Here is a 23,479-nt window from a genome sequence, read left to right on the forward strand (position 1 = left end):
GATGGTCATGCAAACCGTCCTGCTGGCAGGGGGCCTGGGCTCCCGCCTGGCCGAAGAGACCGTTCGCATTCCAAAGCCGATGGTGGAGGTCGGCGGCCGGCCGATCATGCTGCACGTGATGGACACCTATTCGCATTGGGGGTTCCGCGACTTCATCATCGCCTGCGGCTACAAGTCGATCCTCATCAAGCGGTTCTTCCGGGACCTGCACCTGATGAACAACGATTTCACGGTGGCGCTGGGCGACGGCCGCATGAAGCTGCAGCCCTGCGGCGACATGGACTGGAACGTGTCCGTCGTGGACACGGGCGAGCTGACCATGACCGGCGGACGGCTTCTGCGCCTTCGCGACTGGCTGAAGGGCGAGCCCTTCATGGTGACCTATTCGGACGGTGTCGGGAATATCGACATTCCGGCGCTGATCGAGACCCACAAGAAGCACGGCAAGCTCGCCACGGTGACGGCCGTGCAGCCGGCCGCCCGCTTCGGCAGCCTCGAGATCGACGATGGCGAGGTCACCGAATTCTCCGAGAAGGTCCAGCACAAGGAAGCGTGGATCAATGGCGGCTTCTTCGTCTTCGAACCGGGCGTCCTGGACTATATCGAGGGCGACGAGCAGCCGCTGGAGCGCGGGCCCCTGGCGGCCATCGCGCGCGACGGGCAGCTCGCCGCCTACAAGCATCCCGGATTCTGGCACCCGATGGACACGGTGCGGGACCGCGATCACCTCAACGGCCTGTGCGAGGACGGCGCCCCGCCCTGGAGGCAGTACGGCGATTGAGCCGTGCTGGGGGATGGCGAGGGAGCGATGAGCCCGATGGACGATCCGAACGCTTCCCCGCTTTCCCGCGTGCGCCGCGCGCTTGCGGGAAAGCGGGTCCTCCTGACCGGCCATACGGGGTTCAAGGGCGCCTGGCTGAGCCTGTGGCTGTCCCGCCTCGGCGCGGAGGTGACCGGAATCGCCCTGCCCCCGCGCGACGAGCGGGACCTGTTCGTCACTGCCCGCATCGGGGACCTCGTCGAAACCCGCGTTGGCGACATCCGGCACGAGGAAGACTTCGCACGCGCCGCAGAAGGGGTGGACGCGGATCTCGTCATCCACATGGCCGCCCAGGCGCTCGTGCGTCCAAGCTATGAACGGCCGGTCGAGACCATCGCGACCAACGTCACCGGCACGGCCGTCGTTCTTGAAGCGGCGCGGCGCATGCCCTCCCTGTCCGGCGTGATCGTGGTGACGAGCGACAAGTGCTACGAGAACAGGGAATGGGTCTGGGGCTATCGCGAGAGCGACCCGATGGGCGGCGCCGATCCCTACAGCGCGTCCAAGGGCTGCACCGAGCTGATCGCGAGCGCCTATCGCCGTTCCTTCTTCTCGCAAGGCCAGGCCCTCCTTGCGAGCGTGCGGGCCGGGAACGTATTCGGCGGCGGCGACTGGTCGCAGGACCGGCTCGGCCCCGACCTCGCCAAGGCGGCGATCGCGGGCGAGACGGTGACGATCCGCAACCCCGCGAGCGTCCGCCCCTGGCAATTCGTGCTGGAGCCGCTCTGGGGCTATCTCCTGGTCGCCGAGCGCCTGCTCTCGGGCGACGCTTCGGCGGCAGAGGGCTGGAATTTCGGCCCCGACCCGGCAGCCGTCGCGCCGGTCGGACGCTTTGCGCGCGCCTTCCGCGACGGCTGGGGCGGGCGGCCCGAGCTGTCGCTCGGCACCGCGCCCGGCGGCCCCCACGAAGCGAAAATCCTCCGCCTCGACAGCACCAAGGCGCAGGTTCAGCTGGGCTGGTCGCCCGCCCTCTCCTTCGAGGCGGCGATCGGACGGACCGTGTCCTGGTACAGAGGGTTCGCCGAGGGCGCTGACATGCGCGCCCTCAGCCTTGAACAGATCGAGACCTATGAAGACCTGGCCTGTGCGTCCGCACCGGCCGCCGCACCGGGCGAAGGGGGACGAGGATGAGAGTGAATTACGGGCAGACCGTGCATGGCGACGAAGAGATCGACGCCGTCACGCATGTGCTGAAGACGTCGACGCAGATGGGCGAGCATGTGCGCAGGATGGAGGCGCGGGTTTCCGACCTCTTCGCCAAGCGCTTCGGCATCATGGTCAATTCGGGCTCTTCGGCGAACTATATCGCCATGGAGATCGCGGGGCTGGACAAGGGCGCCGAGGTCATCACGCCGGCCCTCACCTTCGCGACCACGGTGGCGCCGATCGTGCGGTGCGGCCTCGTCCCCGCCTTCGTCGACGTGGCGCCGGGCACCTATAATATCGATACGGACGCGATCGAGGAGATGGTCACCGAGCGGACCAAGGCGGTGATGATTCCCTCGCTGATCGGCAATCTGCCCGACTGGGACGCGATCCGCGCGGTGGCGGACAGGCACGGCCTCCTCGTCATCGAGGACAGCGCGGACACGCTCGGCGCCACCTTGCGCGGAAAGAGCACGGGGACGCGGTCGGACATCAGCACGACGAGCTTCTACGGCAGCCATGTCATCAATGCGGGCGGCAATGGGGGCATGCTCTGCGTCAATGACGAGGCGCTGGCGCGCGAGGCGCTGCTCCTGCGCAGCTGGGGCCGCTCCTCCTCCCTCTTCGTGGAGAGCGAGGCGGTCGAGAACCGCTTCGACGTCGAGGTCGGCGGCTTCAGCTATGACGCGAAATTCGTCTTCGAGCGCCTTGGCTACAATGTCGAGCCATCGGAGATGGGCGCGGCCTTCGGCCTCGTCCAGGTCGACAAGCTGGAGCGGAACATCGCCGCGCGGGAGCGGAATTTCGCGCGGCAGCTCGACTTCTTCAAGGCCTATGAGGACTGGTTCGTCCTGCCCCGCCAGATGGAGGAGGCGCGCACGGGCTGGCTCGCCTTCCCGCTCACCCTGCGCGAGGGCGCGCCCTTCTCGCGGCGCGACATGCAGATCTTCCTGGAGAAGCGCGACATCCAGACGCGGGTCGTCTTTACCGGGAACATCCTGCGCCAGCCCGCCATGAAGGGGGTCACGGCGAAGACGCGCGATGAGGGATATCCTGTCGCCGATGCCGTGATGCGCGGCGGCGTGCTGCTCGCCTGCCATCATGGCCTGACGGACGAGCAGATCGAGTACATGCATGAAAGCTTCGCGGCTTTCGCGGAGCAGTTCTGACGCTGCCGCGTCGGACGCATGAAGGGGGAGAAGAGATGGCCGAAACGTTGAGCGCATGCCGGGCCTGCAGGGCCCCGGACCCTTACCTGTTCCTTCCTCTGGGAGATCATCCGCCGGCGAACATGTTCGTCCGTCCCGAGGACGCGGACAAGCCGCAGCCCGCCTTTGCGCTGAACGCGCAGGCCTGCCTGAACTGCGGCCTGATCCAGGTCGCCGACCAGATCCCCGAGGATTTCTTTCGGCACTATCTCTACGTGCCCTCGGCCGCGACGACCATGCACGGGCATTTCGACGCCCTCGCCGAGCGGCTCGTCGCCGAGGCCGGTGGCGGGCTGATCGTCGATATCGGCTGCAATGACGGCCTTCTCCTGATGAAGTGCAACGACAAGGGCGCCAAGACGCTGGGCATCGACCCGGCCGCCAACCTGGCCGAGACGGCGAACGAGCGGGGCGTCGAGGTCCATGTCGCCTATTTCGGCCCGCAGACGGCGCGGGACGTCCTCGACCGGAACGGCCGGGCGAGCGTGATCGTCACCACCAACACCTTCAACCATATCGGCGACCTGCACGACTTCATGGCGGGGGTGGATATCCTTCTCGCGGAGGACGGGACCTTCGTCATCGAGGTTCCGCGGGCCGACAAGCTGCTCGAATACAACGCCTTCGACACGATCTACCAGGAGCATGTCTCGGAGTTCAGCCTGCTGTCGATCCAGAAGCTCGCCGAGTTCTTCGACATGACGGTGGGCGACGTGGTGAAGATGGACGTCCATGCGGGGTCCATGCGCGTCTTCGTCAAGCGCAACGGGGCGAAGAAGACCGAGGCCGTCACCACGCTTCTGGCCGAGGAGAAGGCGGCGGGTGTGCTCTCGGCCGAGGCCTATGACGCGCTGGCCGGGCGGGTGCAGGACATCCGCGCCGAGCTCCTCGAGATGCTGGAGGACGCGAAGGCCCAGGGCCTGAAGCTCGCGGGCTATGGCGCGCCGGCCAAGGGGAACACGCTTCTCAACTTCTTCGGGATCGGGCCTGACCTCCTGCCCTTCCTCGTCGACAGGAGCCCCCTCAAGCAGGGCCTCCTCTCGCCGGGCATGAAGATCCCGGTCCGCAGCGTCGAGGCGGTGGAGGAAGAGAGCGTGGACGTCCTTCTGGTGCTGGCCTGGAACTTCCTCGACGAGATCCGGGCGCAGCAGGAGGGCTTCCTGTCGAGGGGCGGCCGCCTTCTCGCGCCCCTGCCCACGCCGCGCTTCATCGGCTCCGCGCCAGCGGAGCGGTAGCCTTGCGGGTCCTCGTCACCGGCGCGAACGGCTTTGTCGGCTCGCATCTCGTCGCGCGCCTCGCCGCAGACGGGCATGAGGTGACGGCGGCGGTGAGACCCTCCGCCGACCTGCGCCGCCTGGCGCCGCTCGGCACGGCGGTGAGCATCGTCCGGCTCGAGCTGGACGATGCGCCCGCGCTCGCCGGGGCCTTCGCCCGGGCCAGGCCGGAGGCCGTCTATCACCTGGCCTGCCGGACGCGGCCGGGCGGGCAGGATGCCATCGCCGAAGCCCGGCGCTTCCTGTCCGAGGACGTGACGAACCTCATGCGTGTGGTCTCTGCGGCGGCCGAGGCGCAGGAGCCGCCCTTCCTGCTCGTCAGGACCGGGACGCTGGCCGAATATGGCAGCGCGCCTCCTCCCCATACGGAGGAGACGCTGCCGCGCCCGAGCACCCCCTATGGCGCCGGCGCGCTGGCCGGGTCGGTCATGCTGGGCAGCCTGACCGGCAAGACGCCCTTCCGCCTCCTGAACCTGCGTCTCGGCCTGACCTATGGACCGGGGCAGGACGAGAGCTTCCTCATTCCAAGAATCATCCGCAGGCTTGCCGAGCGCGAACCCGTCACCGTGGCCAGGCCCGCCGCGCGGCGCGACCTGATCCATGTGGACGATGTCACGGCCGCCCTCCTTGCGGCGTTGCGGACGCCGGTGCCGACGGGGACGGTGCTCAATATCTGCTCGGGAGAAGCGCCGACCATGAAGCAGGTCGCCCGGATCCTGTCCCGGCTGACCGGCGCGCCCGGAACGCTTCTGTCCTACGGTCCCGCCAATGCCGGCGCGGACGACGTCCTGTCCTGCGATCCGCAGGCGGCGCAGTCCCTCCTCTCCTGGCGTGCGAAGGTGCCGCTCGAGGAGGGACTGGCGCGTCTCGTCCATGCTTTCCCCGCGCCGCAGCCAGCCGAAGAGGCCATCTGATGCCCCAAGATCCCATCCTCGTCTCGGTCCTGGTGCCCGCCTTCAACGAGGAAGAGAACGTGCATGCCGTCCACGAGGCGGTGAAAGCCGTCTTCGAGGAACTGCCGGGCTACAGCTTCGAGCTCGTCTTCACCGACAATCATTCGACCGACCGGACCTTCGATCTGCTGCGGGGGATCGCGAAGACCGACGAGCGGGTGCGGGTGATCCGCTTCTCGCGCAATGTCGGCTATCAGCGCTCGCTCCTCGTCGCCTACAAGGCGGCGCGCGGCGACTGCGCGGTCCAGATCGACTGCGATCTTCAGGACCCGCCCGAGCTCATCCCGCGCATGCTGGAGCTGTGGCGCGAGGGGCATGCCGTGGTCTACGGCGTCCGCAAGACGCTGAAGGACGGCCCCGTGACGGCGGCGAGCCGGCGCCTCTTCTACCGCTTCATCCGCGCGATCAGCGAGGACGACCTTCCAGCCGATGCAGGCGAATTCCGCCTCGTCGACCGTCGCATCCTGGACGAGCTGGCCATCGTCGAGGACACCTCGCCCTATCTGCGCGGGCTGATCAGTTCGATGGGCTTCTCGCAGGTGCCGCTGCCCTACGACCGGCGGGCGCGGGTGGCGGGCGAGAGCAAGTTTCCCTTCCGCGCCATGCTGAGCCTGGCGGTCGACGGCGTCCTCAACCACTCGCTCGTGCCGCTGCGCATCGCCACGCTGACGAGCCTGGCAGTCGCCCTGCTGACCTTCCTGGTCGCCTTCGTCTATCTGTTCGGCAGGCTGTTCTTCGGACAGGACTGGCCGGCGGGCTTTGCGACGACCACCGTCCTGCTCCTGATCTCGATCACGCTGAACGCGCTCTTCCTCGGCGTGATCGGGGAATATCTCGGACGCGTCTTCCTGCAGGCGAAGCGGCGCCCCTATCCGATCATCGAGGCGGTGGTGAACGCCCCGCCCCCCGGATCTTCACGCGCAGACGCCGCGCCCTCCCCCTCCTTGCGGCATCTCAACGGCGGTGGCCGGGCGGCGAAGCCGAAGAGCGCCGTTCAGGAAGGCCGCCCGATCGAGCTGTAGGCGAAGCCCGCTTCGCGCATCGTCGCCGGGTCGTAGACATTGCGCAGGTCGACCAGGACGGGCTCGTTCATCATCGACTTGACGCGGCCAAGATCGAGCGCGCGATAGGCGTCCCACTCCGTCACGATGACGCAGGCGTCCGCGCCTTCGAGCGCGTGATAGGGCCCGTCGCAGTACAGAATGTCCTCGAGGTGCTTTTGCGCCTCTTCCATGCCTTCGGGATCGTGCGCGCGCACCTTGGCGCCCATGCGCTGAAGCTCCGGCAGGATGTCGAGGGAGGGGCTGTCCCGCATATCGTCCGTGTTCGGCTTGAAGGTCAGGCCGAGCACCGCGACCGTCTTGCCCGACAGGTCTCCGCCCACCGCCTCGGCGACGCGGGCCGCCATCTTCTTCTTGCGCTCGTCGTTTATGCCGACGACCGCCTCGACGATGCGGCTCGGCGCGCCGTGCTGCTGCGCCGTGCGGACGAGGGCGAGCGTGTCCTTGGGGAAGCAGGAGCCGCCATAGCCGGGGCCCGCATGCAGGAACTTCGCGCCGATGCGGCCGTCGAGGCCGATGCCCTTGGCGACCTGCTGGACGTCGGCGCCGACCTTCTCGCACAGATCCGCCATCTCGTTGATGAAGGTGATCTTGGTCGCAAGGAAGGCGTTGGCGGCGTATTTGGTCAGCTCGGAAGTCACGCGATTGGTGAACAGGATCGGCGTCTCGTTGATGTAGAGCGGGCGGTAGAGCTCCCGCATCACGCCGCGCGCCTTGTCGTCCTCGGCGCCGACGACGACGCGGTCGGGCCGCTTGAAATCCTCGATCGCCGCGCCCTCGCGCAGGAATTCGGGGTTCGAGGCGACGGAGAAGTCCTTTCCGGGCACGAGATCCGGACGCTCCTCGAGAATGATCTTCTCGACCTCCGCGCCCGTGCCGACCGGCACGGTCGATTTGGTGACGATCACGGTATAGCCGTCGATCAGCGCCGCCACCTCGCGCGCCGCGGCATAGACATAGGAGAGGTCCGCGAACCCGTCGCCGCGCCGCGACGGCGTTCCGACGGCGATGAAGACCGCATCGGCGCCGGGCATGGCCTTGGCGAGGGATCCCGTGAAGGAGAGCCGCTCCTCGGAGACGTTCTTCTCGACCAGCGTCTCGAGTCCGGGCTCGTAGATCGGCATCTCGCCGCGCTCGAGCCGCTCGACCTTGCTGGGATCCTTGTCCACGCAGACGACCGTGTGGCCGAAATCGGAGAAGCAGGCTCCGGAGACGAGGCCGACATAGCCGGTTCCGATCATCGCGACGCGCATAGCAAGTTCCCTTTCAGGTGCAGATCGGTCTTAGGTAATGGGCCGGGCCCTGCAAAGGCCGCACCGGCCCCGCATTGATTGACGAGAATGAGCCTTTCGGCGGCAGGCTCCGGCGGCATGCCTGATGCCGAACGGAAGCAGACGCTGCCTATCCGAAGCTGCGCAGGCTGTTAAGCATTGAATGCGGATGCGGATGCGGAAGCGGCCTGCCCGGCGCCGCATCACCGCGCACCGCGCAGGGGCGGACGGGCCGCAGCGGCCGCCCGCTGCCCACGCCCGCTCATCGCCCGCTCATAGGCCTGGACGTGCCGCGCGACATAGCGGTCGAGGCCGAACTCGCCCGCGACGCGCGCCCGCGCCGCCGCCGAGAGGCGGGCGCGCCCCTGCGCGGGGAGGTCCAGGATGCGCGCGCAGGCCCGGGCGAGAGCCTGGGGGTCCGAGGGCGGCACCGTCGCGCCGGCGTCTCCGACAAGCCAGGCGCTGTCTCCCACATCGGTCACAACGGGCGGCACGCCGCAGGCCATGGCCTCGGAAATGGCGAGCGAGAACGCCTCCCCCCAGGCCGAGCTCTGCACATAGAGGTCGAGGCCCGGCAGCAGCGCCGCCACGTCACCGCGCGGGCCCAGCACGCTGATCCGCCCACCAATGCCGTGGGCCGAGGCGGCGGCGCGCACCGCGCTGCCGCCCTCGTCGTGACCCGCACCGATCACCACGCCCTGCACGTCCCGCCCCTCTTCGAGCAGGCGGGCGATCGCGGCCACGAAACTGCCGGTGTCCTTCATCGGATGCGCCCGGCCGACATGGCCGACGAGCTGCCGGGCGGGCGGCACACCGAGAAGCTCCCTCAGCCGCTCCCCCGCCCCCGGCGCCGGACGGAACGCGTCGGTATCGGTGCCATTGGGGATGACGATCGCGGTCTTCGCCCGGAAGCCGAGCGCTTCGTGCTGGCCGCGGGCCGCCCGCGAGCAGTAGGAGATCGCGGCCGGCGAACCGGACATGGCCGCGGACAGCCGGATGACCGCCCGCGTCGACGCCTTCTCCCGCGAAATGTCCGCAAGGGAATGGTGGATGCTCCAGAGGCAGGGCGCCCGTCCGGCGGCCCCCGCCAGGCTCGCGGCCAGATTGCCGTGATACATCCAGCCATGCACGATATCGGGCCGCACCGCGCGCGCGATGCCGGCGATCCGCAGCGCGGCGCGGAGCGTGAACCGGCCCTGCGGCATCAGGGCGGAATGCACCCGCACCCCCAGCGCCGCGGCATTGGCCGCAAGAGGCCCCGGCGGCAGAAGGGAGAGGATCTCGCTGCGCCAGGCGGAGGGGTCGAGCCCCGCGGCATGGCGCAGGAGCATGTGCTCGGCGCCGCCGATGTTCAGCCCGGTGATGACATGGAGGACCGTCTTCGCCATCGCCCCTCCCCTCCCAGGCACGACGCAAGGCCCCAAGCGTGCGTCGGCCGGGCGGCCCGGTCAAGCCGGAGGGGCAGCGGGTCCCGCGCCATCTTCCGGCGAGATCCGCCCGCACTGCATCGGAGCGTTTGGGCGGGCCGCGCGCTGTGTTAGGATCATCGCAGGGGAGAGAGAATGACCAGTTGCTTCAGGACCTGTGGTCCAGCCGCTGCGGGCGTGCTCGTCACGCTTGCGTTCAGCCTGCTCGCCGCCAGCGCCCAGCAGCTCGCCTTTCCGACCGCGGAAGGGTTCGGCCGCTTCGCCGAAGGCGGGCGCGGCGGCGAGGTCCATATCGTGACGACGCTGGCCGATTCGGGGCCGGGCTCCTTGCGCGCATGCGCCGAGGCGGCGGGCGCGAGGACCTGCGTCTTCGAGGTCTCGGGCGAGATCAAGCTGCGCGACGCGATCAGGATCCAACATCCCTATATCACCATCGCCGGTCAGACCGCGCCGGGCGACGGGGTCATGCTGACGATCCGGGGCGGCCCGTCCCTCGTCTATCCGATGCTGATCGAGACCCATGACGTGATCGTCCGGCACCTGTCGATCCGCCCCGGCCCCTCGGCCCAGCCCTCAAGCAATGTCGACGCCCTCGTCGTGAGCGGCCAGGACATCATCCTCGACCATCTGAGCCTGTCATGGGGCACGGACGAGATTCTCAGCATCTTCGGCAATAGCGGCACGACCGGCAGCCAGGCGGTCGAGAACGCCGCCCGCATCAGCGTGCAGTGGAGCATGATCTATGAAGGGCTGCGGCGCTCGAGCCACCCCAAGGGATCGCACAGCAATGCGACCTATATGGGATATGCCGCGCAGGAGATCACCTTCCACCACAATCTGATCGCCCATTCGAGCCGCCGCAATCCCAATCTCGGCATCACCGGCCAGTTCGATTTCCTCAACAACATCGTCTATAACGGGTCCGATTACTTTGCCGAGGTCTATAACCGCCACGGCACCAGCAATCTGAACTGGGTCGGGAACATGGCCATTGCCGGGCCCGACACGCCGCGCAAGCTGGACCGGAACGCGGTCAACCTGTTCGTCAACGAACCGCTCGGCACCCACAACCTCTTCCTGTTCGACAATCTCGACATCAACAGGCGCTCCGGCTCGCAGGCGGAGCGCAGCCTCGTGGATCCCAAGGACTGGCAGTATATCCGCTCCGCGCCCGTGGGCAGCGGAACGCTGTCCCTGCCCTGGACCTCGATCACCCGGCCCCAGCAGGCGCTTCAGGACGTGCTCGCCTTCGCCGGCGCGACCATGCCGGTGCGGGACAGCGCCGACCGGCGGGTGGCGGACGAGCTGCGCCGCTGCGGCGGGGGGATCATCGACCACCCGGACGAGCGCGGCGGCTGGCCCCTCCTCCTCGGCACCGTCGCGCCCGCCGATACCGACCGCGACGGCATGCCGGACGACTGGGAGCAGGCGCGGGGCCTCGACCCGGCACAGCCGAACGACCGCAATGGCGATGCGGACGGCGACGGCTACACCAATCTCGAGGAATATCTGAACGCGCGCGCCGGAGACGATGACGGCTTCCGGCAGGGCAAAGGCCGGGGCCGGAACCACGACACGCGCTGCTGGTGGAGCTTCGAGCCGGGCTCCGACCTCAGGATCAAGGCCTTCGAGGTCTTCCCCCAGGCCGTTCCGCCCGGCGGCGAGGTGACGGTCTATTACGATGCCGTCGCGCGCACCTGCGACAAGAGCTGGGCGCCGGGCTCCGATCCACGCGATGTCGGCGGGCTGATCAAGCTCCGCCTCTTCGAGACCCAGCGCTTCGATTTCTTCTGCTCGAAGGACGGCCAGGAGGACTGGGCGAGCGCCATCGTCTTCGTCAATGACGAGGGCACGGTGCCGCGGCCCAGCGTGACCCTGCGCACGGACAAGACGTCCTATGCGCCCGGAGAGCCCGTGACCCTGACATGGATGACGGGCGATGCGGGCGGACCGGATGCCGGCGAGTGCGAGGCGTCGGGCGCATGGAGCGGGATCAAGCCGGTCATCGGCGCGCAGACCTTCGAAGCGGCCGTCGCGGGCGACTACACCCTCGCCTGCCACGGCCCCGGCGGCACGAGCAGCGCCAGCGTGCGGGTCGCGATCGGGAGCCCCGGCTTCGCCCCCGGCAGCCCGGTCCGCCTGTCCGCCGTTCTGGCCTGGATCCGCGCTTCGCCCGGCGGCGCGAGGATCGGCTCGCAGCGGGAGGGCGCGCAGGGACAGATCGTCGGCGGGCCGTTCCGGCAGGACGGGTTCACCTGGTGGGACGTCGACTTCGCCTCCGGCGTCGATGGCTGGGTGACGGAGGCGAAGCTCGCGCCCTGACCGGCCGGCGCCGCGAAGGATGAGCGGCATCCCGGAGGCTTTCTTACGAAAAGGGCCGGCGCTTCGCAGCGCCGGCCCCTTCTTTTCCTTGCTTCGCGCGTGCGGCGTTCAGCGCACGGCCAGGGAACTTTCGCGGATCCAGCCATCGGCGCCGGAGGCGAAGTCGACGTCCCACCAGGTGAAGCCGTCCTGCTTGCGCGATTGCCCGCTGATCGTGCCGGCCGCGCCTTCGCGCTGAAGCGCGATCTTGGCGCCGCCGGGATTGGCGCGGACGAAGCCCGTCCGCACGACTTCCACCGCCGCATCGGGGCCGAAGCTGCCGCCCGGCGCAGGCGCGGGCGCTGGAGCGGGTGCCGGTGCCGGAGCGGGCGCCGGGGCCGGTGCAGGCGCGGGAGCCGTCGTGCCGCCGCTCGTCAGGGCGAGCTTGGCTTCGGGCACCCAGCCATCGACGCCGGAGGCGAAGTCGACCTTCCACCAGGTGAAGCCGTCCTGCCTGTTCGGCGTGCCGGTGATGACGCCCGCCGCGCCATCGCGCTGCGCCCCGGTCCTGAGGCCGCCCGGATTGGAACGGACATGCACGAGGGGCACGTCGACCGCGACGCCCGCCCCATCGCCGAAGCTCGTCGGCGCGGGCGCCGGAGCGGGGGTCGGGCTCGGCGCAGGCGTGGGAGCCGGAGCCGGTGCCGGAGCCGGCGCGGGTGCCGCATCGTCATTGCGGATCACGCCGTCGGCGGTGGCCGTGCCGATCGTCGCGTCCTCGGCTGCGAAGAGCTGCACCGTGAAGGCTTCGTCCCGCTCCACATCGGCGTCGCCATGAACGGAGATCGCGACGGTCTTGCGCGTTTCCCCGGCGGCGAAATCGACCGAACCGGCAGGCAGGGCGCTGCCGAAATCGGCCGCGTTCACCTCGGTCCCGGTGGTGCGGTAGTTCACCGAGGAGGAGGAGGAGATATCGCCGCTCCGCGTCACCGTGAAGGTGAAGGGCGTGGTGCCGCTATCGCCTTCGGACTGGGCCGCATTGACGGCCGCGAGGCTCAGCGTCGGCAGGGGAGCCGGCTGCGGCGCGGGCGCCGGAGCGGGCGTCGGCGCAGGAGCCGTCCCGCCGCCATTGACCTCGAGCGAGACCTTGGCGGACCCGGTGCCGCCCGGTCCCGTGCAGGTGAGAACGTAGTCGCCGGAGACCTCGGCGGGGAATGTCTCCTTGCCGATCACGGTCTTGATGCCGTCCCAGCCGCCCGAGGCGCGGCATTCGCCCGCTTCCGTGTCGCCGGCCTCGCCGGTGACCCAGCTCATCTCGACCGGCTCTCCGAAGTCGTAGACGCTCTTGTCCGCCCTCAGCACGGGCTTGGGCTTGGGCATCTGGCCGTCGGGCGTGGCGAAGGCGACCGCGCTGACCCAGTCATCGAGGCCGTTATCGGTGCAGATGAGGTCGAACTGCGTCGTCTCCTCGAGCACGAACTTGTCGCTGCCCGAAAGCATGAAGGGGCTCAGATCCCTGTTCCAGCCCTTCTGGCAGGTATTGGCGACGGCGTCCCAGTAGACGGTGACCGTCTCGCCCGGGCGCGCGGCCCGCGGCTCGACCCGCAACTCCTTGATCTCGAGCTCCGTACCCCTGGCGAAGCTGTAGCCGCAGGTCGGATCGGGATCGGCGCCCGTGCCCCTGCCCGCCATCGAACCGGCATTGTCCCCGGCGCGCTCGTTCAGATACTCCTCGAGATTGGTGTAGCCGTCGCCATCGGCATCGCCATTGCGGTCGGCGGCATCGTTGGGATCGAAGCCCTGCGCCTGCTCCCAGCCGTCGGGCATGCCGTCGCGGTCCGCATCGACCGGCGCGGGACCGCCCTTGAGCACCGGCCAGCCGCCGACCTCGCTCGGATCGTCGATGATGGAGCCCGAGCAGGAGCGGATCTGCGAGGCGATCCGGCTGTCGGCGCTGTCGCGCGCCGGGCGGGTCGCGCCGGCGAAGGCGAGAACGTCCTTATAGGCCTGGGAGGCCGTGGTGACGGAGCCGCCCGCAAGGGAGAGCTCGCCATAGCCGACCGGCGAGGCCTCGATGTATTTCCAGTCCTTGGGATCGACGACCAGCCGCTCGTCCTGCGCATAGGACGTCCGGTTGATGTCGAGATTGTCCCGCACATAGAGCTTGTGCGTCGCGACCGCCTCGTTGAGGAACAGGTTCACCGCGTGCCGGTCGTCGCTCTTTCGCGTGTCCGGACCGGCGATCGCGACATTGCCGACCCAGTTCAGGTTCGACGTGCCGTGGCGGTCATAGACTTCGCCGAAATACTGTCCGGCATTGTAGATGATGTTGTTGACGAAATCGAACTGGCCGGTGGCGCCGAGGTTCGGATTGCGCCGGGTCGAGTTGGCGATCAGGTTGTGGTGGAAGGTGATGTCCTGAATGCCGTAGCCAAGATAGGTCGAGCGGCTGTGGTTCGCGCTCGGATGGGTCGAGTTGCGGAGCGATTCGTAGATCATGCTCCACTGGATCGTCACGTTCTCGGTGTTCTGGGCGCCGCTATAGTTCGTGGTTCCCGAATTGCCGATCATGTTGAGGGTTTCGTCCGTACCCCACGACATGGTCACATGGTCAAGGATGACGTCCTGGCCCGACAGGAGGAGCGCGTCCACATTGCCCGAGACTTCCTGGGAGGGGCCGGGACGGAGCGCAATGTGCCGCATGATGACGTCATGCGTGGCGATCTCCATCGGATAGTTCTTGGACGGGCCGCCCCGGATCGTCAGCATGACCCCGTCGCCGGGCGCGGTCTGGCCGGCGATGGTGATATAGGGGTTGCGGATGCGGATGGCGTCGCGAACCTTGATCTCGCCGGAGACCGCGAAGACGCAGGTCCGCGGCCCGCTCGCCTCTGCGCATTCGCGGAAGGAGCCTGCGCCGGAATCGGCGAGGTTGCTGACGATGTAGACGTCGCCGCCGCGCCCGCCTTCGGCGAAGCGGCCGAAGCCTTCTGCGGTGGGGAATGCGAGCTGCCCGCCGGCCGCCGGCGCAGCGGCCGCGGAGGCGAGCAGGCACGCCTTCACAGCCACCGTCGTGAGGGTGAGTCTGGGTTTCATGGGTGGTTCTGCCCTGGTCTGCTTCGAGTCGAGCCGGTCCGCCGGCCCCGCCGCGCTGCCCAGCGCGGTGAGGAAGTTTTGCACATAGCAATGGAACCAAAATCGGGTACGAAGTGAGGCATGTTCGCCTTATTGGTGTAGATTCGAGAAGCCCCCCGGCGCCGGCAGCCTAAGAACGGCTTCGTAAACGCTCTGCTAATCGCGAGAGGCGCGGCGACAGGATCGGCTCGCCGCCCCCTCGAAGCGGGGCATCGCCTGCTCCCGCGCCCTGTGATGCGGAGTTGAATGCTGCAGCATCCTGCGAAACAAGAGCGGCGGGATGGAGTTCGGCATGCCGCTCGAGCGGCATGCCGGAGGGGAGAGGGGAAGCAGCCGGGCGATGAGACATGTCCTGATCCTGTCCGCGGGGCGGCGCGTCTCGCTGCTCGAAGGGTTCGAGGCGGCGGCGCGGCCGCACGGCTTAAGGGTGCTGGCCGCCGACGCCGTGCCCGGGCGGAGCGCCGCCTGCGCGCGCGCCGAGGCGGCCTTCTCCCTGCCCAGAGTGGGCCAGGCGGGCTGGGCCGACGCGCTGATCGATCTTTGCCGGTCCGAAGAGGTCGGCCTGATCGTGCCGACGATCGACACCGAACTGCCCGCCCTCGCAAAGCTGGCCCCCCGGCTGGCCGAAGCGGGAGCGGCGGCCGTGGTGAGCGCGCCGGACCTGATCGAGACCTTCGCGGATAAGAGGCGGACCGCCCGCTTCTTCGAGGAGGCGGGCGTGGCGGCGCCGCGCCTCTATCGGCCCGATGGCCTTCCCTTTCCGGTCTTCGTCAAGCCCTATGACGGCTCCTTGAGCGCCGGGGCGCGCCTTCTTTCCTCGGCGGCGGAGGCGACGCCCGAGATCCTGGGCGATCCGCGCAACATCTTCTGCGAATATGCCGACCCCGCCGAATATGCCGAATTCACCTGCGACCTCTATTACGACCGGAAGGGCTCCTTGCGCTGCGCGGTTCCGCGCGAACGGCTGGAAGTGCGCGGCGGCGAGGTTTCCAAGGCGCGCACGGCGCGGCTGGATATCACCGGCACGCTGTTCGAGCGGTTCGGAGCGGTCGAGGGCGCGCGCGGCGTCCTCACCTTGCAGCTCTTCCGGCACCGCGAGACCGGCCGGATGCTGTTCAACGAGGTCAATGCCCGCTTCGGCGGCGGCTATCCGCTCAGCCGGCTCGCGGGCGCGGACTGCCAGTCCTGGCTGATCCGCGAATATCTCCTCGGAGAGGAGGTGCCGGTCTTCGATCAATGGGAAGAGGGCCTCGTCATGCTGCGCTACGATGCCGAGATGATCGTCCGCTCGTGAGCCAGACCGCCTTCGTCTTCGATCTCGACGACACGCTCTACAAGGAGCGCGACTATGTCGCCTCCTGCTTCGCCTTTGTCGGTGCGGCGATGGCCGGTCGGGGCCATGAGGGCGTGGCGGCGCGCCTGCACGCGCTGTTCGCCGAAGGGCGGCCCGATCCCATCGCGGACGCCTGCGCGCCGCTCGGCCTCACCCCGGAGGAGGTGCGGGCCCTCGTCTTGGAGATGCGGGGCCATTTTCCCGACATCGCCCTGCGGCCCGATGCGGCCGCCCTGCTCGGCGCCCTGCGGGAGCGGGGCCTGCCCTATTCGATCGTGACCAATGGGCGCGGCGAGACCCAGCGGCGCAAGATCGGCGCGCTAGGCCTTGGGGATGCCGCCTCGGTCAGCATTTCCGGAGAGACCGGCCATGCGAAGCCCGACCCGCGCGCCTATGAGGCGGCGGCCGCGGCGCATGAGGGATGCCGCCTCGTCTATGTCGGAGACAATCCGCAGAAGGACTTCCTCGCCCCCAATGCGATGGGCTGGACCACGGTCATGCTGCGCTGCGACGGCAGCCACATCCATGCGCAGGCGGCGGTGCCGGAAGAGGCGGCGCCGGCGATGACGATCGGCCGGCTGACCGAGCTCCTGCCGCTCTTGGAGAGCTGACCGCTCAGTCCACGATTCTGCGGATCAGCACGAAGCCCTCGGCCGCCTCGGCGCCGATCTGCGAGCCGCGAAGCGCCGCGAGCGCGCGGATCGCCTGCTCCGAGCGCGGCAGGGGCGCAGGCTGGCTCTGGCTGTCATAGCAGGACAAGGCTTCGACCTTGCGCCCGATCGTGGCGGAGATGTCGACATAGACGTTGGGCGTGAAGGCCGGCTCGAGATAGGGCGCCGACAGATGCGTCTCGGACGGCGTCTCATAGGCATAGACCTCCGAGATGCTGCGCCCGAGCGGGAGATAGGCGCGAGCATGGACCGAGAAGGAATAGAAGAGCTCGCGATGGTCCCGGTGCAGATCGTAGGGAAAGGGCAGGTAGAGCCGATCGGGCCGGACCTCTTCGATCACCGCCCTGGTGACGGCGTTGACCGCGTGGGTCGGCTCCTCGTGGACCTGCACGGTCGGCAGGTCCTTGAGGATCGCCCGCTCCACGCCGAGAACGCCCATCGCCCGGCGGAATTCCGCGCGCACCGTCTCGAAGGCCTCACGCGGGAAGAGCGGGTGCCGCCCGCCCTCCCCCGCGCCGGTCATCAGGGCGACGGTCACCTCGTGCCCTTCATCGCAGAGCTTGGCGATGGTGCCGCCCATGCCGAGGGTCTCGTCGTCCGGGTGCGGCGCGATGATCAGGATACGGCTCATTGCGGTCCTCCGAGGCGCATGTGCTGGCGGAGGACCGCGCCGTCTTCGGCCGTCCAGTCCTCGATCAGGATCGCGCCTTCGCCGCAGCGCACGCCGATCCCGGCCTGGCCGAGGCGCACGACCTGGCCGGGCGCCGCGGCGTGGCGCTCGCCTTCGGGCCACAGCCTCGCGCGCCAGACGGTGAGCCGCCCCTTGGGCGTCGTGGTGAAGGCGCCCGGATAGGGCCGCGTCACCGCGCGGATCAGGCGCTCGACCTCCAGGGCGGGCCGGGTCCAGTCGATCCTTCCGTCCTCCGGGCCGCGCTTGGCGGTATAGGTGGCGTAGCGCTCGTCCTGGACCTGCCCTTCCTCTCCCGCCTCGATCCGCGGCAGCGCTTCGCGCAGGGCCTCGCGCAGCGCGTCCTGATGCTTGTCGTAGAGGGTCGTCGCCGTCTCGTCCGGCGCGACGTGGAAGAAGCGCTGCGCGAGGAGCGGGCCGCTGTCCACGCCCTCGTCGATCCAGAAGAGCGAGGCCGCGCTGATCGGCTCCTGCAGGAGGATCGTCCAGGGCAGCGCCGCCCGCCCCCGACCGCGCGGCAGGGGCGCGGGATGATAGCCGAGCGCCCGGCCGCCAGCCGCCGCAACGAAGGATGGCGGGCAGATCTGCGACCAGCCGACGATCACGGCGAGGTCGGCGCCGAGCGCTTCGACCGCCGCGATGACGCCTTGATCGTCCGAACGCGCCGCTTCGATCACCTCCGCCCCCTCCTCCCGCGCCATGCCGCGCAGATCGGCATAGTCGGAATGGCGGGCCGACAGGCGCGGGGGCAGCGTGACGAGCCCGGCGAGCGACCAGCCCTCGGCCCGCGAGATCTCCTCGAGAGCGACCCGCGTGCTGTCGACGGCCCCGACCAGAACCGCTCTCACGCGCGGCTCCCGCAGGGCTGGCGGCGCAGGCGCTCACCGAACAGGACGACGCCGAGCGTCAGGACCAGGATGCGCAGGTCGAACAGGAAGGAGCGCCGCCGGACATAGTGAAGATCGAGCGCCGCCTTCTCCTCGTCGGACAGGAGCGTGTTGCCGTTGACCTGGGCCCAGCCGGTGAGCCCGGGACGGGCGGCGAGGCGCAGCCTGCCCGCCTCTCCCTGGTTGATCGGCGCATCCGGCAGCAGGGGCCTCGGGCCGACGAAGCTCATCTCTCCGCGCAGGATGTGCAGGAGCTCGGGCAGCTCGTCGAGGCGGCTGCGGCGCAAGAAGCGCCCGAGCGGCGTGACCCGCGCGGCATCGGGCAGCGGACGCCCCTTCGCATCGGCCTCGTCCCGCATCGTACGGAACTTGACCATGGTGAAGGGCCGCCCGCCCTTTCCCGCGCGCCTCTGGCGGAAGAAGACCGGCCGGCCCATCCGCGCACGGATCGCGATCATGACCAGGAAGAGGAGCGGCGAGGCGAAGGCCAGAAGAAGCAGGGAAGCGGCGATATCGAAGCCCCTCTTGAGAGGCTCCGCCTTCGTTCTCCGCGGCGGCGGCCCGCCCGTGCCTTCGCTGCCGCGAAGGCCGATCGTGCGCAGGATCCTGTCATTGACGAGCCGCACGTCGAAGCGCTCCAGCACGCGCTCGCGCGAGCGCTCCCCCATCGCCCCGGCGAGGCCCGGATCGGCCGCGAAGCGCTCGGCCGCGCGGATCAGCGCGTCCGGATCGCGGGGCGGGACGAGGAAGCCGTTCACTCCCTCCTCCACCGTGTCGCGGCAGCCCGGCATGTCCGTCGTGATCACCGCCCGCCCCGTCGACATCGCTTCGAGGATCGAGCGGGGCAGCCCCTCGCGGTGATAGCTCGGCAGGACGAAGACGGAGCAGTCGGCAAGGTGGGGGCGGACATCGTCCGTCTCTCCCAGATAGCGGATCGCGCCGCTCTCGACCCAGGCGTCGAGCTGCGCCTTCGAGATGCTGGCGGGGTTGGGATCGAATGGCCCGAGGACCCGGAATTCGAGCTCGGGATGGCGCTCCCGCAGGGTCCTGGCCGCAGCGGCATAATCCTCGAGCCCCTTGTCCCGCATCAGGCGGGCGACCAGCAGGAAGACGGTCGGCCCGTCGGGCACAGGCATCTGGGGATAGCGCTGCGGATCGACGCCGGAGCCCGCCACCCGCACCACGCGCTGGCCCGGCCGGATCATGCCGAGCCTGCGCATGTCGGCCTCGTCGGCATCGTTGAAGACGAAGACGGTCTCCGCCTTGGCGAGCGCGGCCCGGTACAAGAAGGTGACCGCCTGCCGGAGGCCGGCGCTCTTGTTCTCTTCACTGAACGTATAGCCGAGGCCGCTTTGCAGCGCGTGGAACCGGGCGCCGGTCGACCGGGCGGCGAGCCCGCCATAGACGATCGGCTTCTGGGTGTAGGCGATGACGATGTCCGCCTGCCGCTTCCGGAAGATGCGGCGCAGCGCGAGAAGCGTGCGCAGGTCCGAGAGAGGATCGGCGGCGGCCCGGCGCATCGGCACCGTCTCGAAATCGATGCCCATATCCGCCAGCTCCGCGGCCACCGCGGGATCGTCCTCGGGCGCGCAGGCGGTCACGGTGTGCGGCCCGCTCTGGGCGATCTCGCGCAGCAGATCGCGCCGGAAATTGGTGAGCGAGCGCGTAAGGCTGGCCACCACGACAATGTTCCGTCCCCCGTCCACGTCTCTCCCGCCGGTCCCCTCTCCCTCATCCGGCCGGGCAGCCCCGGGCCGGACGGTCCCCCGACCGTTCTCGCCGGCATGATGCCACCGGAAAGCGCATCGCGCCAATACAGCGTGCAGAACGCCGCAAGCCCGGACATATCAATCGACTGGTTCGCTGCAGTGCAGCGAACAGCACTGTCGATTCCGCAGATTGCGTTAGGAATTTCGTAACCTGTGTTTGCCTGACGCCGCTTTCCGTGATATCCAAAAGGTGGAGAGAGGGTCCCTTCCTGCCGATAGGCGGGAAGGACATTGGGGGACGATCGTGAAAGCGAAGGTGTACTCCGCCTGTATTCAGGGCAGAAAGCGTTCTGCCCTTCTGGCGCTGGACGTTGCCGCCGCAGCGGCAATGCTGATTCTTGCGAGCATCCTCGTCACACCGCCCCCCGGCCTGCCCGCCGGTCCCGCGGGACAGGCGGCCGCGCTGGGGGCGCTCGCCCTTTGCGCCGCCGGCATCTTCCACCTTGCGGGCCTCAGCCGGCGCTTCTGGCGGTTCGTCTCGATCCTCGATCTCGCCTTGATCGTGCTGTCCGTCGCGCTTCTGGCGCTCGTCGTCTCCGGCTTCGTCGTGGCGAGCGGCGATCCGCTGCCGCTCGGCTTCATCGGCGCCTTTGCGGGCCTGACCATCGGCGCGATGGCGGCCATGCGGATGCTCCGCCGCGCCACGGTCGTCATGACGCGCCGGAGGAGCGGATGCGCGAACGCGCCTCTGCCGCGCGCGCTGGTCGCGGGGCGCCCTGACGATGTCGAGGCCCTGTTGCGGGCCAATACCGGCTCCGCGCAGAGCTTCGAGCCCGCAGGATGCCTGCTCGAGGACAATGTGGATTACCGCCGCGTCCTGCGCGGCGTGCCGGTCCATGGAAGCCTCGGCGCCCTGCCCGCCGCGCTGTCGCATCTCCGCGGCCGCGCCCTGCCTCCCGAAATGCTGGTCATCGCCGCGCAGCCCGAGGCGATCTCCGATCCGCACTATCTCGCCTTGTCGAGCCGCGCCCGCGCGCTCGGCCTCAAGGTCTCCCGCGCGGGCAGCGGCTCGGCTCTGGCCGACGGTGTGGCGCTCAAGGCCTTCGACCTGTCCGAGCTTCTCGGCCGCGATCCGGCTCTTCTCGACCCTTCGGTCACCCGCAGGGCGATCTCGGGGCGGCGCGTCCTCGTGACCGGCGCGGGCGGCTCGATCGGCAGCGAACTCGTCCGGCAGGCCGCCGCCGCCGGCCCCGCGGAAATCGTGCTTCTGGAAATGTGCGAGTTCGCGCTCTATTCGATCGACCGGGAGATTTCCGAGAACTTTCCGGGCGTCCGGGCGGTTCCGCTCCTCTGCGACATCCGCGACCGCAAGAGCGTCCTCGCCGCCTTCCGCCGCCACAAGCCCGACCTCGTCTATCACGCCGCCGCGCTCAAGCATGTTCCGCTGGTGGAGCTGAACCCCTGCGCGGGCGCGACCACCAATGTGTTCGGTACGAAGAACGTCGCCGATGCGGCCCTGCGCTGCGGCGCGCGCGCCATGGTGCAGGTCTCGACCGACAAGGCGGTGGATCCCGTCGGCATGATGGGCGCGACCAAGCGCGCGGGCGAGCTCTACTGCCAGGCGCTCGACCTCGAAAGCGCGGAGCGCGCGCATGCCACCCGGTTCATGACCGTGCGCTTCGGCAATGTCCTGGGGTCGAGCGGTTCGGTCGTGCCGCTGTTCAAGAGCCAGCTCGAGGATGGCCGCCCCCTGACGGTGACCCATCCCGACATGAAGCGCTTCTTCATGACGGTGCACGAGGCGGTGTCGCTGATCCTGCACAGCTCCCAGGCCGCCTTCGAGCAGGATGCCGCGCGCGGGCGGATCTTCGTCCTCGACATGGGCGAGCCGATCAAGGTGATGACCATCGCGGAACGGATGATCCGCCTGTCCGGCCTGGAGCCAGGCCTCGACGTGCCGATCGAGATCGTCGGCCTGCGTCCCGGAGAGAAGCTCTTCGAGGAGCTGTTCGACAGCGCGGAACGCAAGCTAGCCTCCGCGATATCGGGCGTCTTCGAGGCCGAGCCCTCGCCGCTGCCCCTGCCGGTGATCGAGCGCAAGCTGGCCGCGCTGCAGGATGCCATCGCGAAGCGCGACGACGAGGCGGCGCGGCGCGCCGTCTTCTCGCTGATCGCCGGCGAAAGCCGGCCGGCCCAGGGCCGCGCGAACGGAGCGGGACGGGAGGCCGGCGAGATCGGCCTCGAAGCGGCCGTCATCATCAAGCGGCCGGTCGTTCCCGATGAGGCAAGAAGGGGGATCTCGCGATGACAATCTCGAGCAGCGGGAAGTTCATTCTGGACGAGATGCCCGAGCGGGCGCTCGGCGCCGGCGCGGCCGTCCCGCTCGCCGAGGCGCTGGACGGGGAGAGCCTTCCCCCGATCCGCTCGGCCTGGCCGCTCCACGAAGAGGACGAGATCGAGGCCGCGTCCGACGTCTTGCGCTCGGGCCGCGTGAACGCGCTTCAGCACGGCGATCACTGCCGCGCCTTCGAGGCGGAGTTCGCCGCCTTCTGCGAGGCGCCCCATGCGCTCACTCTCGCCAATGGCACGCTCGCCCTCGAGCTCGCTCTTCGCGCGGTGGGCGTGCGCCCCGGCGACGAGGTCGTGGTGACGCCGCGCAGCTTCGTCGCCTCGGCGAGCTGCATCGCCAATTGCGGCGCGAGGCCCGTCTTCGCCGATGTGGACCCCGACACGCAGCTCATCACCGCGGGAACGGTCGAACCCGTCCTGACCGCCCGCACCCGCGCCATCGTCGCGGTGCATCTCGCCGGGCGTCCCTGTGAGATGGATGCGCTGAGAGCGCTGGCGGAGCCGCGGGGCATCGCCCTCGTCGAGGACTGCGCGCAGGCCCATGGCGCGCGCTACAAGGGGCGCCCGGTCGGCGGGCTCGGGGATGCGGGCGTCTTTTCTTTTTGTACGGACAAGATCATGTCGACCGGCGGCGAGGGCGGGATGATGGTCACCCCGCGCGAGGACGTCTGGCGCAGGGCCTGGGCCTATAAGGATCACGGCAAGGATTACGACTTGTTCCGCCGCCCCGCAGGGGGCAACGCCTTCCGCTATATCGTGAACAGCATCGGCAGCAATTTCCGCATGACCGAGATGCAGGCGGCGATCGGACGGCGCCAGCTCGGCAAGCTCGGCCGCTGGCACGCCGCGCGCGCGGAGCGGGCCGACATCCTCACCCGCATGCTCGGCGACGTGCCGGGCCTGCGCGTTCCGGCGGTGCCCGGGCATCTCACCCATGCCTGGTACAAGTTCTACGCCTTCGCGCGCCCCGAGCGCCTGGCGCCGGGCTGGACCCGGGACCGCATCATCAATGCGGCGAGCCGCGCCGGCGTGCCCTGCCAGAGCGGAAGCTGCTCGGAGATCTATCGCGAGAAGGCCTTCCGCGACCTCGTCGGCCCGGACCAGCCGGTCCTGCCCCATGCGCGGGCGCTCGGGCAGACGAGCATCCTGCTGCCTGTCGATCCCACGCTGTCCCTGACCGATGTCGTCCGGATGGGCGGGGTGCTGCGCGAGATCGCCGAGGCCGCCTCGGGAGCGCAAGGCTGAG

17 protein-coding genes are annotated in these 23,479 nt (G+C 69.2%); 11 read left to right on the forward strand and 6 right to left on the reverse strand.

Going from position 1 to position 23,479, the window contains the following annotated elements; all coding sequences use genetic code 11:
* Positions 1–7: 7 nt before the first annotated feature.
* The 6 genes from rfbF to IE88_RS0102455 are packed head-to-tail and all read left to right on the forward strand — an operon-like array spanning position 8 to position 6,423.
* Positions 8–781, forward strand: a complete 774-nt coding sequence (gene rfbF / locus IE88_RS0102430; protein WP_031549746.1) for a glucose-1-phosphate cytidylyltransferase — start codon at positions 8–10, stop codon at positions 779–781.
* A 36-nt stretch (positions 782–817) separates the two neighbouring features.
* A complete protein-coding gene (rfbG, locus tag IE88_RS0102435; RefSeq protein WP_051881411.1) occupies positions 818–1,951 on the forward strand; it encodes a CDP-glucose 4,6-dehydratase in 1,134 nt (377 codons plus the stop codon).
* A complete protein-coding gene (locus tag IE88_RS0102440; protein WP_031549748.1) occupies positions 1,948–3,135 on the forward strand; it encodes a DegT/DnrJ/EryC1/StrS family aminotransferase in 1,188 nt (395 codons plus the stop codon). The genes rfbG and IE88_RS0102440 overlap by 4 nt, the downstream gene beginning before the upstream one ends.
* Before the next feature lie 35 nt (positions 3,136–3,170).
* The gene (locus IE88_RS0102445; protein ID WP_031549750.1) at positions 3,171–4,409 is read left to right on the forward strand and encodes a class I SAM-dependent methyltransferase; all 1,239 of its coding nucleotides are present in this window, start codon (positions 3,171–3,173) and stop codon (positions 4,407–4,409) included.
* Between the two features lie 2 nt (positions 4,410–4,411).
* Complete coding sequence (locus tag IE88_RS0102450) at positions 4,412–5,362, forward strand: NAD-dependent epimerase/dehydratase family protein (protein WP_031549753.1); 951 nt, start codon at positions 4,412–4,414, stop codon at positions 5,360–5,362.
* Positions 5,362–6,423 carry a glycosyltransferase family 2 protein gene (locus IE88_RS0102455; protein WP_081871385.1) on the forward strand — a complete coding sequence of 354 codons (1,062 nt, stop codon included), beginning with the start codon at positions 5,362–5,364 and terminating at the stop codon, positions 6,421–6,423. Before IE88_RS0102450 ends, IE88_RS0102455 begins: the two co-directional genes overlap by 1 nt.
* On the opposite strand, the gene IE88_RS0102460 is transcribed toward IE88_RS0102455, so the two are convergent.
* Positions 6,396–7,715 carry a UDP-glucose dehydrogenase family protein gene (locus IE88_RS0102460; protein WP_031549757.1) on the reverse strand — a complete coding sequence of 440 codons (1,320 nt, stop codon included), beginning with the start codon at positions 7,713–7,715 and terminating at the stop codon, positions 6,396–6,398. The genes IE88_RS0102455 and IE88_RS0102460 overlap by 28 nt on opposite strands.
* 221 nt (positions 7,716–7,936) lie before the next feature.
* Positions 7,937–9,121, reverse strand: coding sequence for a glycosyltransferase (locus IE88_RS0102465; protein ID WP_051881413.1), 1,185 nt, complete (start codon positions 9,119–9,121; stop codon positions 7,937–7,939).
* Positions 9,122–9,295: 174 nt separating this feature from the next.
* Between IE88_RS0102465 and IE88_RS17040 the strand changes: the two genes are divergently transcribed.
* Positions 9,296–11,482, forward strand: a complete 2,187-nt coding sequence (locus IE88_RS17040) for a hypothetical protein (RefSeq protein WP_156032319.1) — start codon at positions 9,296–9,298, stop codon at positions 11,480–11,482.
* A 108-nt stretch (positions 11,483–11,590) separates the two neighbouring features.
* On the opposite strand, the gene IE88_RS18810 is transcribed toward IE88_RS17040, so the two are convergent.
* Positions 11,591–14,557 carry a Calx-beta domain-containing protein gene (locus IE88_RS18810; protein ID WP_051881415.1) on the reverse strand — a complete coding sequence of 989 codons (2,967 nt, stop codon included), beginning with the start codon at positions 14,555–14,557 and terminating at the stop codon, positions 11,591–11,593.
* Between the two features lie 379 nt (positions 14,558–14,936).
* On the opposite strand from IE88_RS18810, the gene IE88_RS0102480 reads away from it, so the two are divergent.
* On the forward strand, positions 14,937–15,890 hold the full coding sequence (locus IE88_RS0102480) for an ATP-grasp domain-containing protein (protein ID WP_031549766.1): 954 nt from the start codon (positions 14,937–14,939) through the stop codon (positions 15,888–15,890).
* Complete coding sequence (locus IE88_RS17050) at positions 15,887–16,540, forward strand: HAD family hydrolase (protein WP_051881417.1); 654 nt, start codon at positions 15,887–15,889, stop codon at positions 16,538–16,540. Before IE88_RS0102480 ends, IE88_RS17050 begins: the two co-directional genes overlap by 4 nt.
* Before the next feature lie 4 nt (positions 16,541–16,544).
* Here the strand turns inward: IE88_RS17050 and IE88_RS0102490 are convergent, their stop codons facing one another.
* From IE88_RS0102490 to IE88_RS17765, 3 genes are read right to left on the reverse strand one after another with little or no spacing between them, the layout of a single operon-like run.
* The gene (locus IE88_RS0102490; protein ID WP_031549770.1) at positions 16,545–17,231 is read right to left on the reverse strand and encodes a PIG-L deacetylase family protein; all 687 of its coding nucleotides are present in this window, start codon (positions 17,229–17,231) and stop codon (positions 16,545–16,547) included.
* Positions 17,228–18,136, reverse strand: coding sequence for a methionyl-tRNA formyltransferase (locus tag IE88_RS0102495; RefSeq protein WP_031549772.1), 909 nt, complete (start codon positions 18,134–18,136; stop codon positions 17,228–17,230). Before IE88_RS0102495 ends, IE88_RS0102490 begins: the two co-directional genes overlap by 4 nt.
* Positions 18,133–19,857, reverse strand: a complete 1,725-nt coding sequence (locus tag IE88_RS17765; RefSeq protein WP_202900412.1) for a sugar transferase — start codon at positions 19,855–19,857, stop codon at positions 18,133–18,135. The genes IE88_RS0102495 and IE88_RS17765 overlap by 4 nt, the downstream gene beginning before the upstream one ends.
* 415 nt (positions 19,858–20,272) lie before the next feature.
* Between IE88_RS17765 and IE88_RS0102505 the strand changes: the two genes are divergently transcribed.
* Entirely contained in the window at positions 20,273–22,192 is a 1,920-nt protein-coding gene (locus IE88_RS0102505; protein ID WP_051881418.1) for a nucleoside-diphosphate sugar epimerase/dehydratase, read from the forward strand.
* Positions 22,189–23,478: a DegT/DnrJ/EryC1/StrS family aminotransferase gene (locus IE88_RS0102510; protein WP_202900413.1), complete on the forward strand. Its 1,290-nt coding sequence runs from the start codon at positions 22,189–22,191 to the stop codon at positions 23,476–23,478. Before IE88_RS0102505 ends, IE88_RS0102510 begins: the two co-directional genes overlap by 4 nt.
* The last annotated feature ends 1 nt before the right edge of the window (position 23,479 follow it).

Source organism: Parvularcula oceani, assembly GCF_000733125.1.
Taxonomy (GTDB): Bacteria; Pseudomonadota; Alphaproteobacteria; order Caulobacterales; family Parvularculaceae; genus Parvularcula; species Parvularcula oceani.

Bases quoted from the DNA above. Each gene is read 5' to 3' on its own strand.
- rfbF (WP_031549746.1), top strand. From the start codon at position 8: ATGCAAACCGTCCTGCTGGCAGGGGGCCTGGGCTCCCGCCTGGCCGAA.
- rfbG (WP_051881411.1), top strand. From the start codon at position 818: ATGGACGATCCGAACGCTTCCCCGCTTTCCCGCGTGCGCCGCGCGCTT.
- IE88_RS0102440 (WP_031549748.1), top strand. From the start codon at position 1,948: ATGAGAGTGAATTACGGGCAGACCGTGCATGGCGACGAAGAGATCGAC.
- IE88_RS0102445 (WP_031549750.1), top strand. From the start codon at position 3,171: ATGGCCGAAACGTTGAGCGCATGCCGGGCCTGCAGGGCCCCGGACCCT.
- IE88_RS0102455 (WP_081871385.1), top strand. From the start codon at position 5,362: ATGCCCCAAGATCCCATCCTCGTCTCGGTCCTGGTGCCCGCCTTCAAC.
- IE88_RS0102460 (WP_031549757.1), bottom strand. From the start codon at position 7,715: ATGCGCGTCGCGATGATCGGAACCGGCTATGTCGGCCTCGTCTCCGGA.
- IE88_RS0102465 (WP_051881413.1), bottom strand. From the start codon at position 9,121: ATGGCGAAGACGGTCCTCCATGTCATCACCGGGCTGAACATCGGCGGC.
- IE88_RS17040 (WP_156032319.1), top strand. From the start codon at position 9,296: ATGACCAGTTGCTTCAGGACCTGTGGTCCAGCCGCTGCGGGCGTGCTC.
- IE88_RS18810 (WP_051881415.1), bottom strand. From the start codon at position 14,557: ATGAAACCCAGACTCACCCTCACGACGGTGGCTGTGAAGGCGTGCCTG.
- IE88_RS0102480 (WP_031549766.1), top strand. From the start codon at position 14,937: ATGAGACATGTCCTGATCCTGTCCGCGGGGCGGCGCGTCTCGCTGCTC.
- IE88_RS0102490 (WP_031549770.1), bottom strand. From the start codon at position 17,231: ATGAGCCGTATCCTGATCATCGCGCCGCACCCGGACGACGAGACCCTC.
- IE88_RS0102505 (WP_051881418.1), top strand. From the start codon at position 20,273: ATGCTGATTCTTGCGAGCATCCTCGTCACACCGCCCCCCGGCCTGCCC.
- IE88_RS0102510 (WP_202900413.1), top strand. From the start codon at position 22,189: ATGACAATCTCGAGCAGCGGGAAGTTCATTCTGGACGAGATGCCCGAG.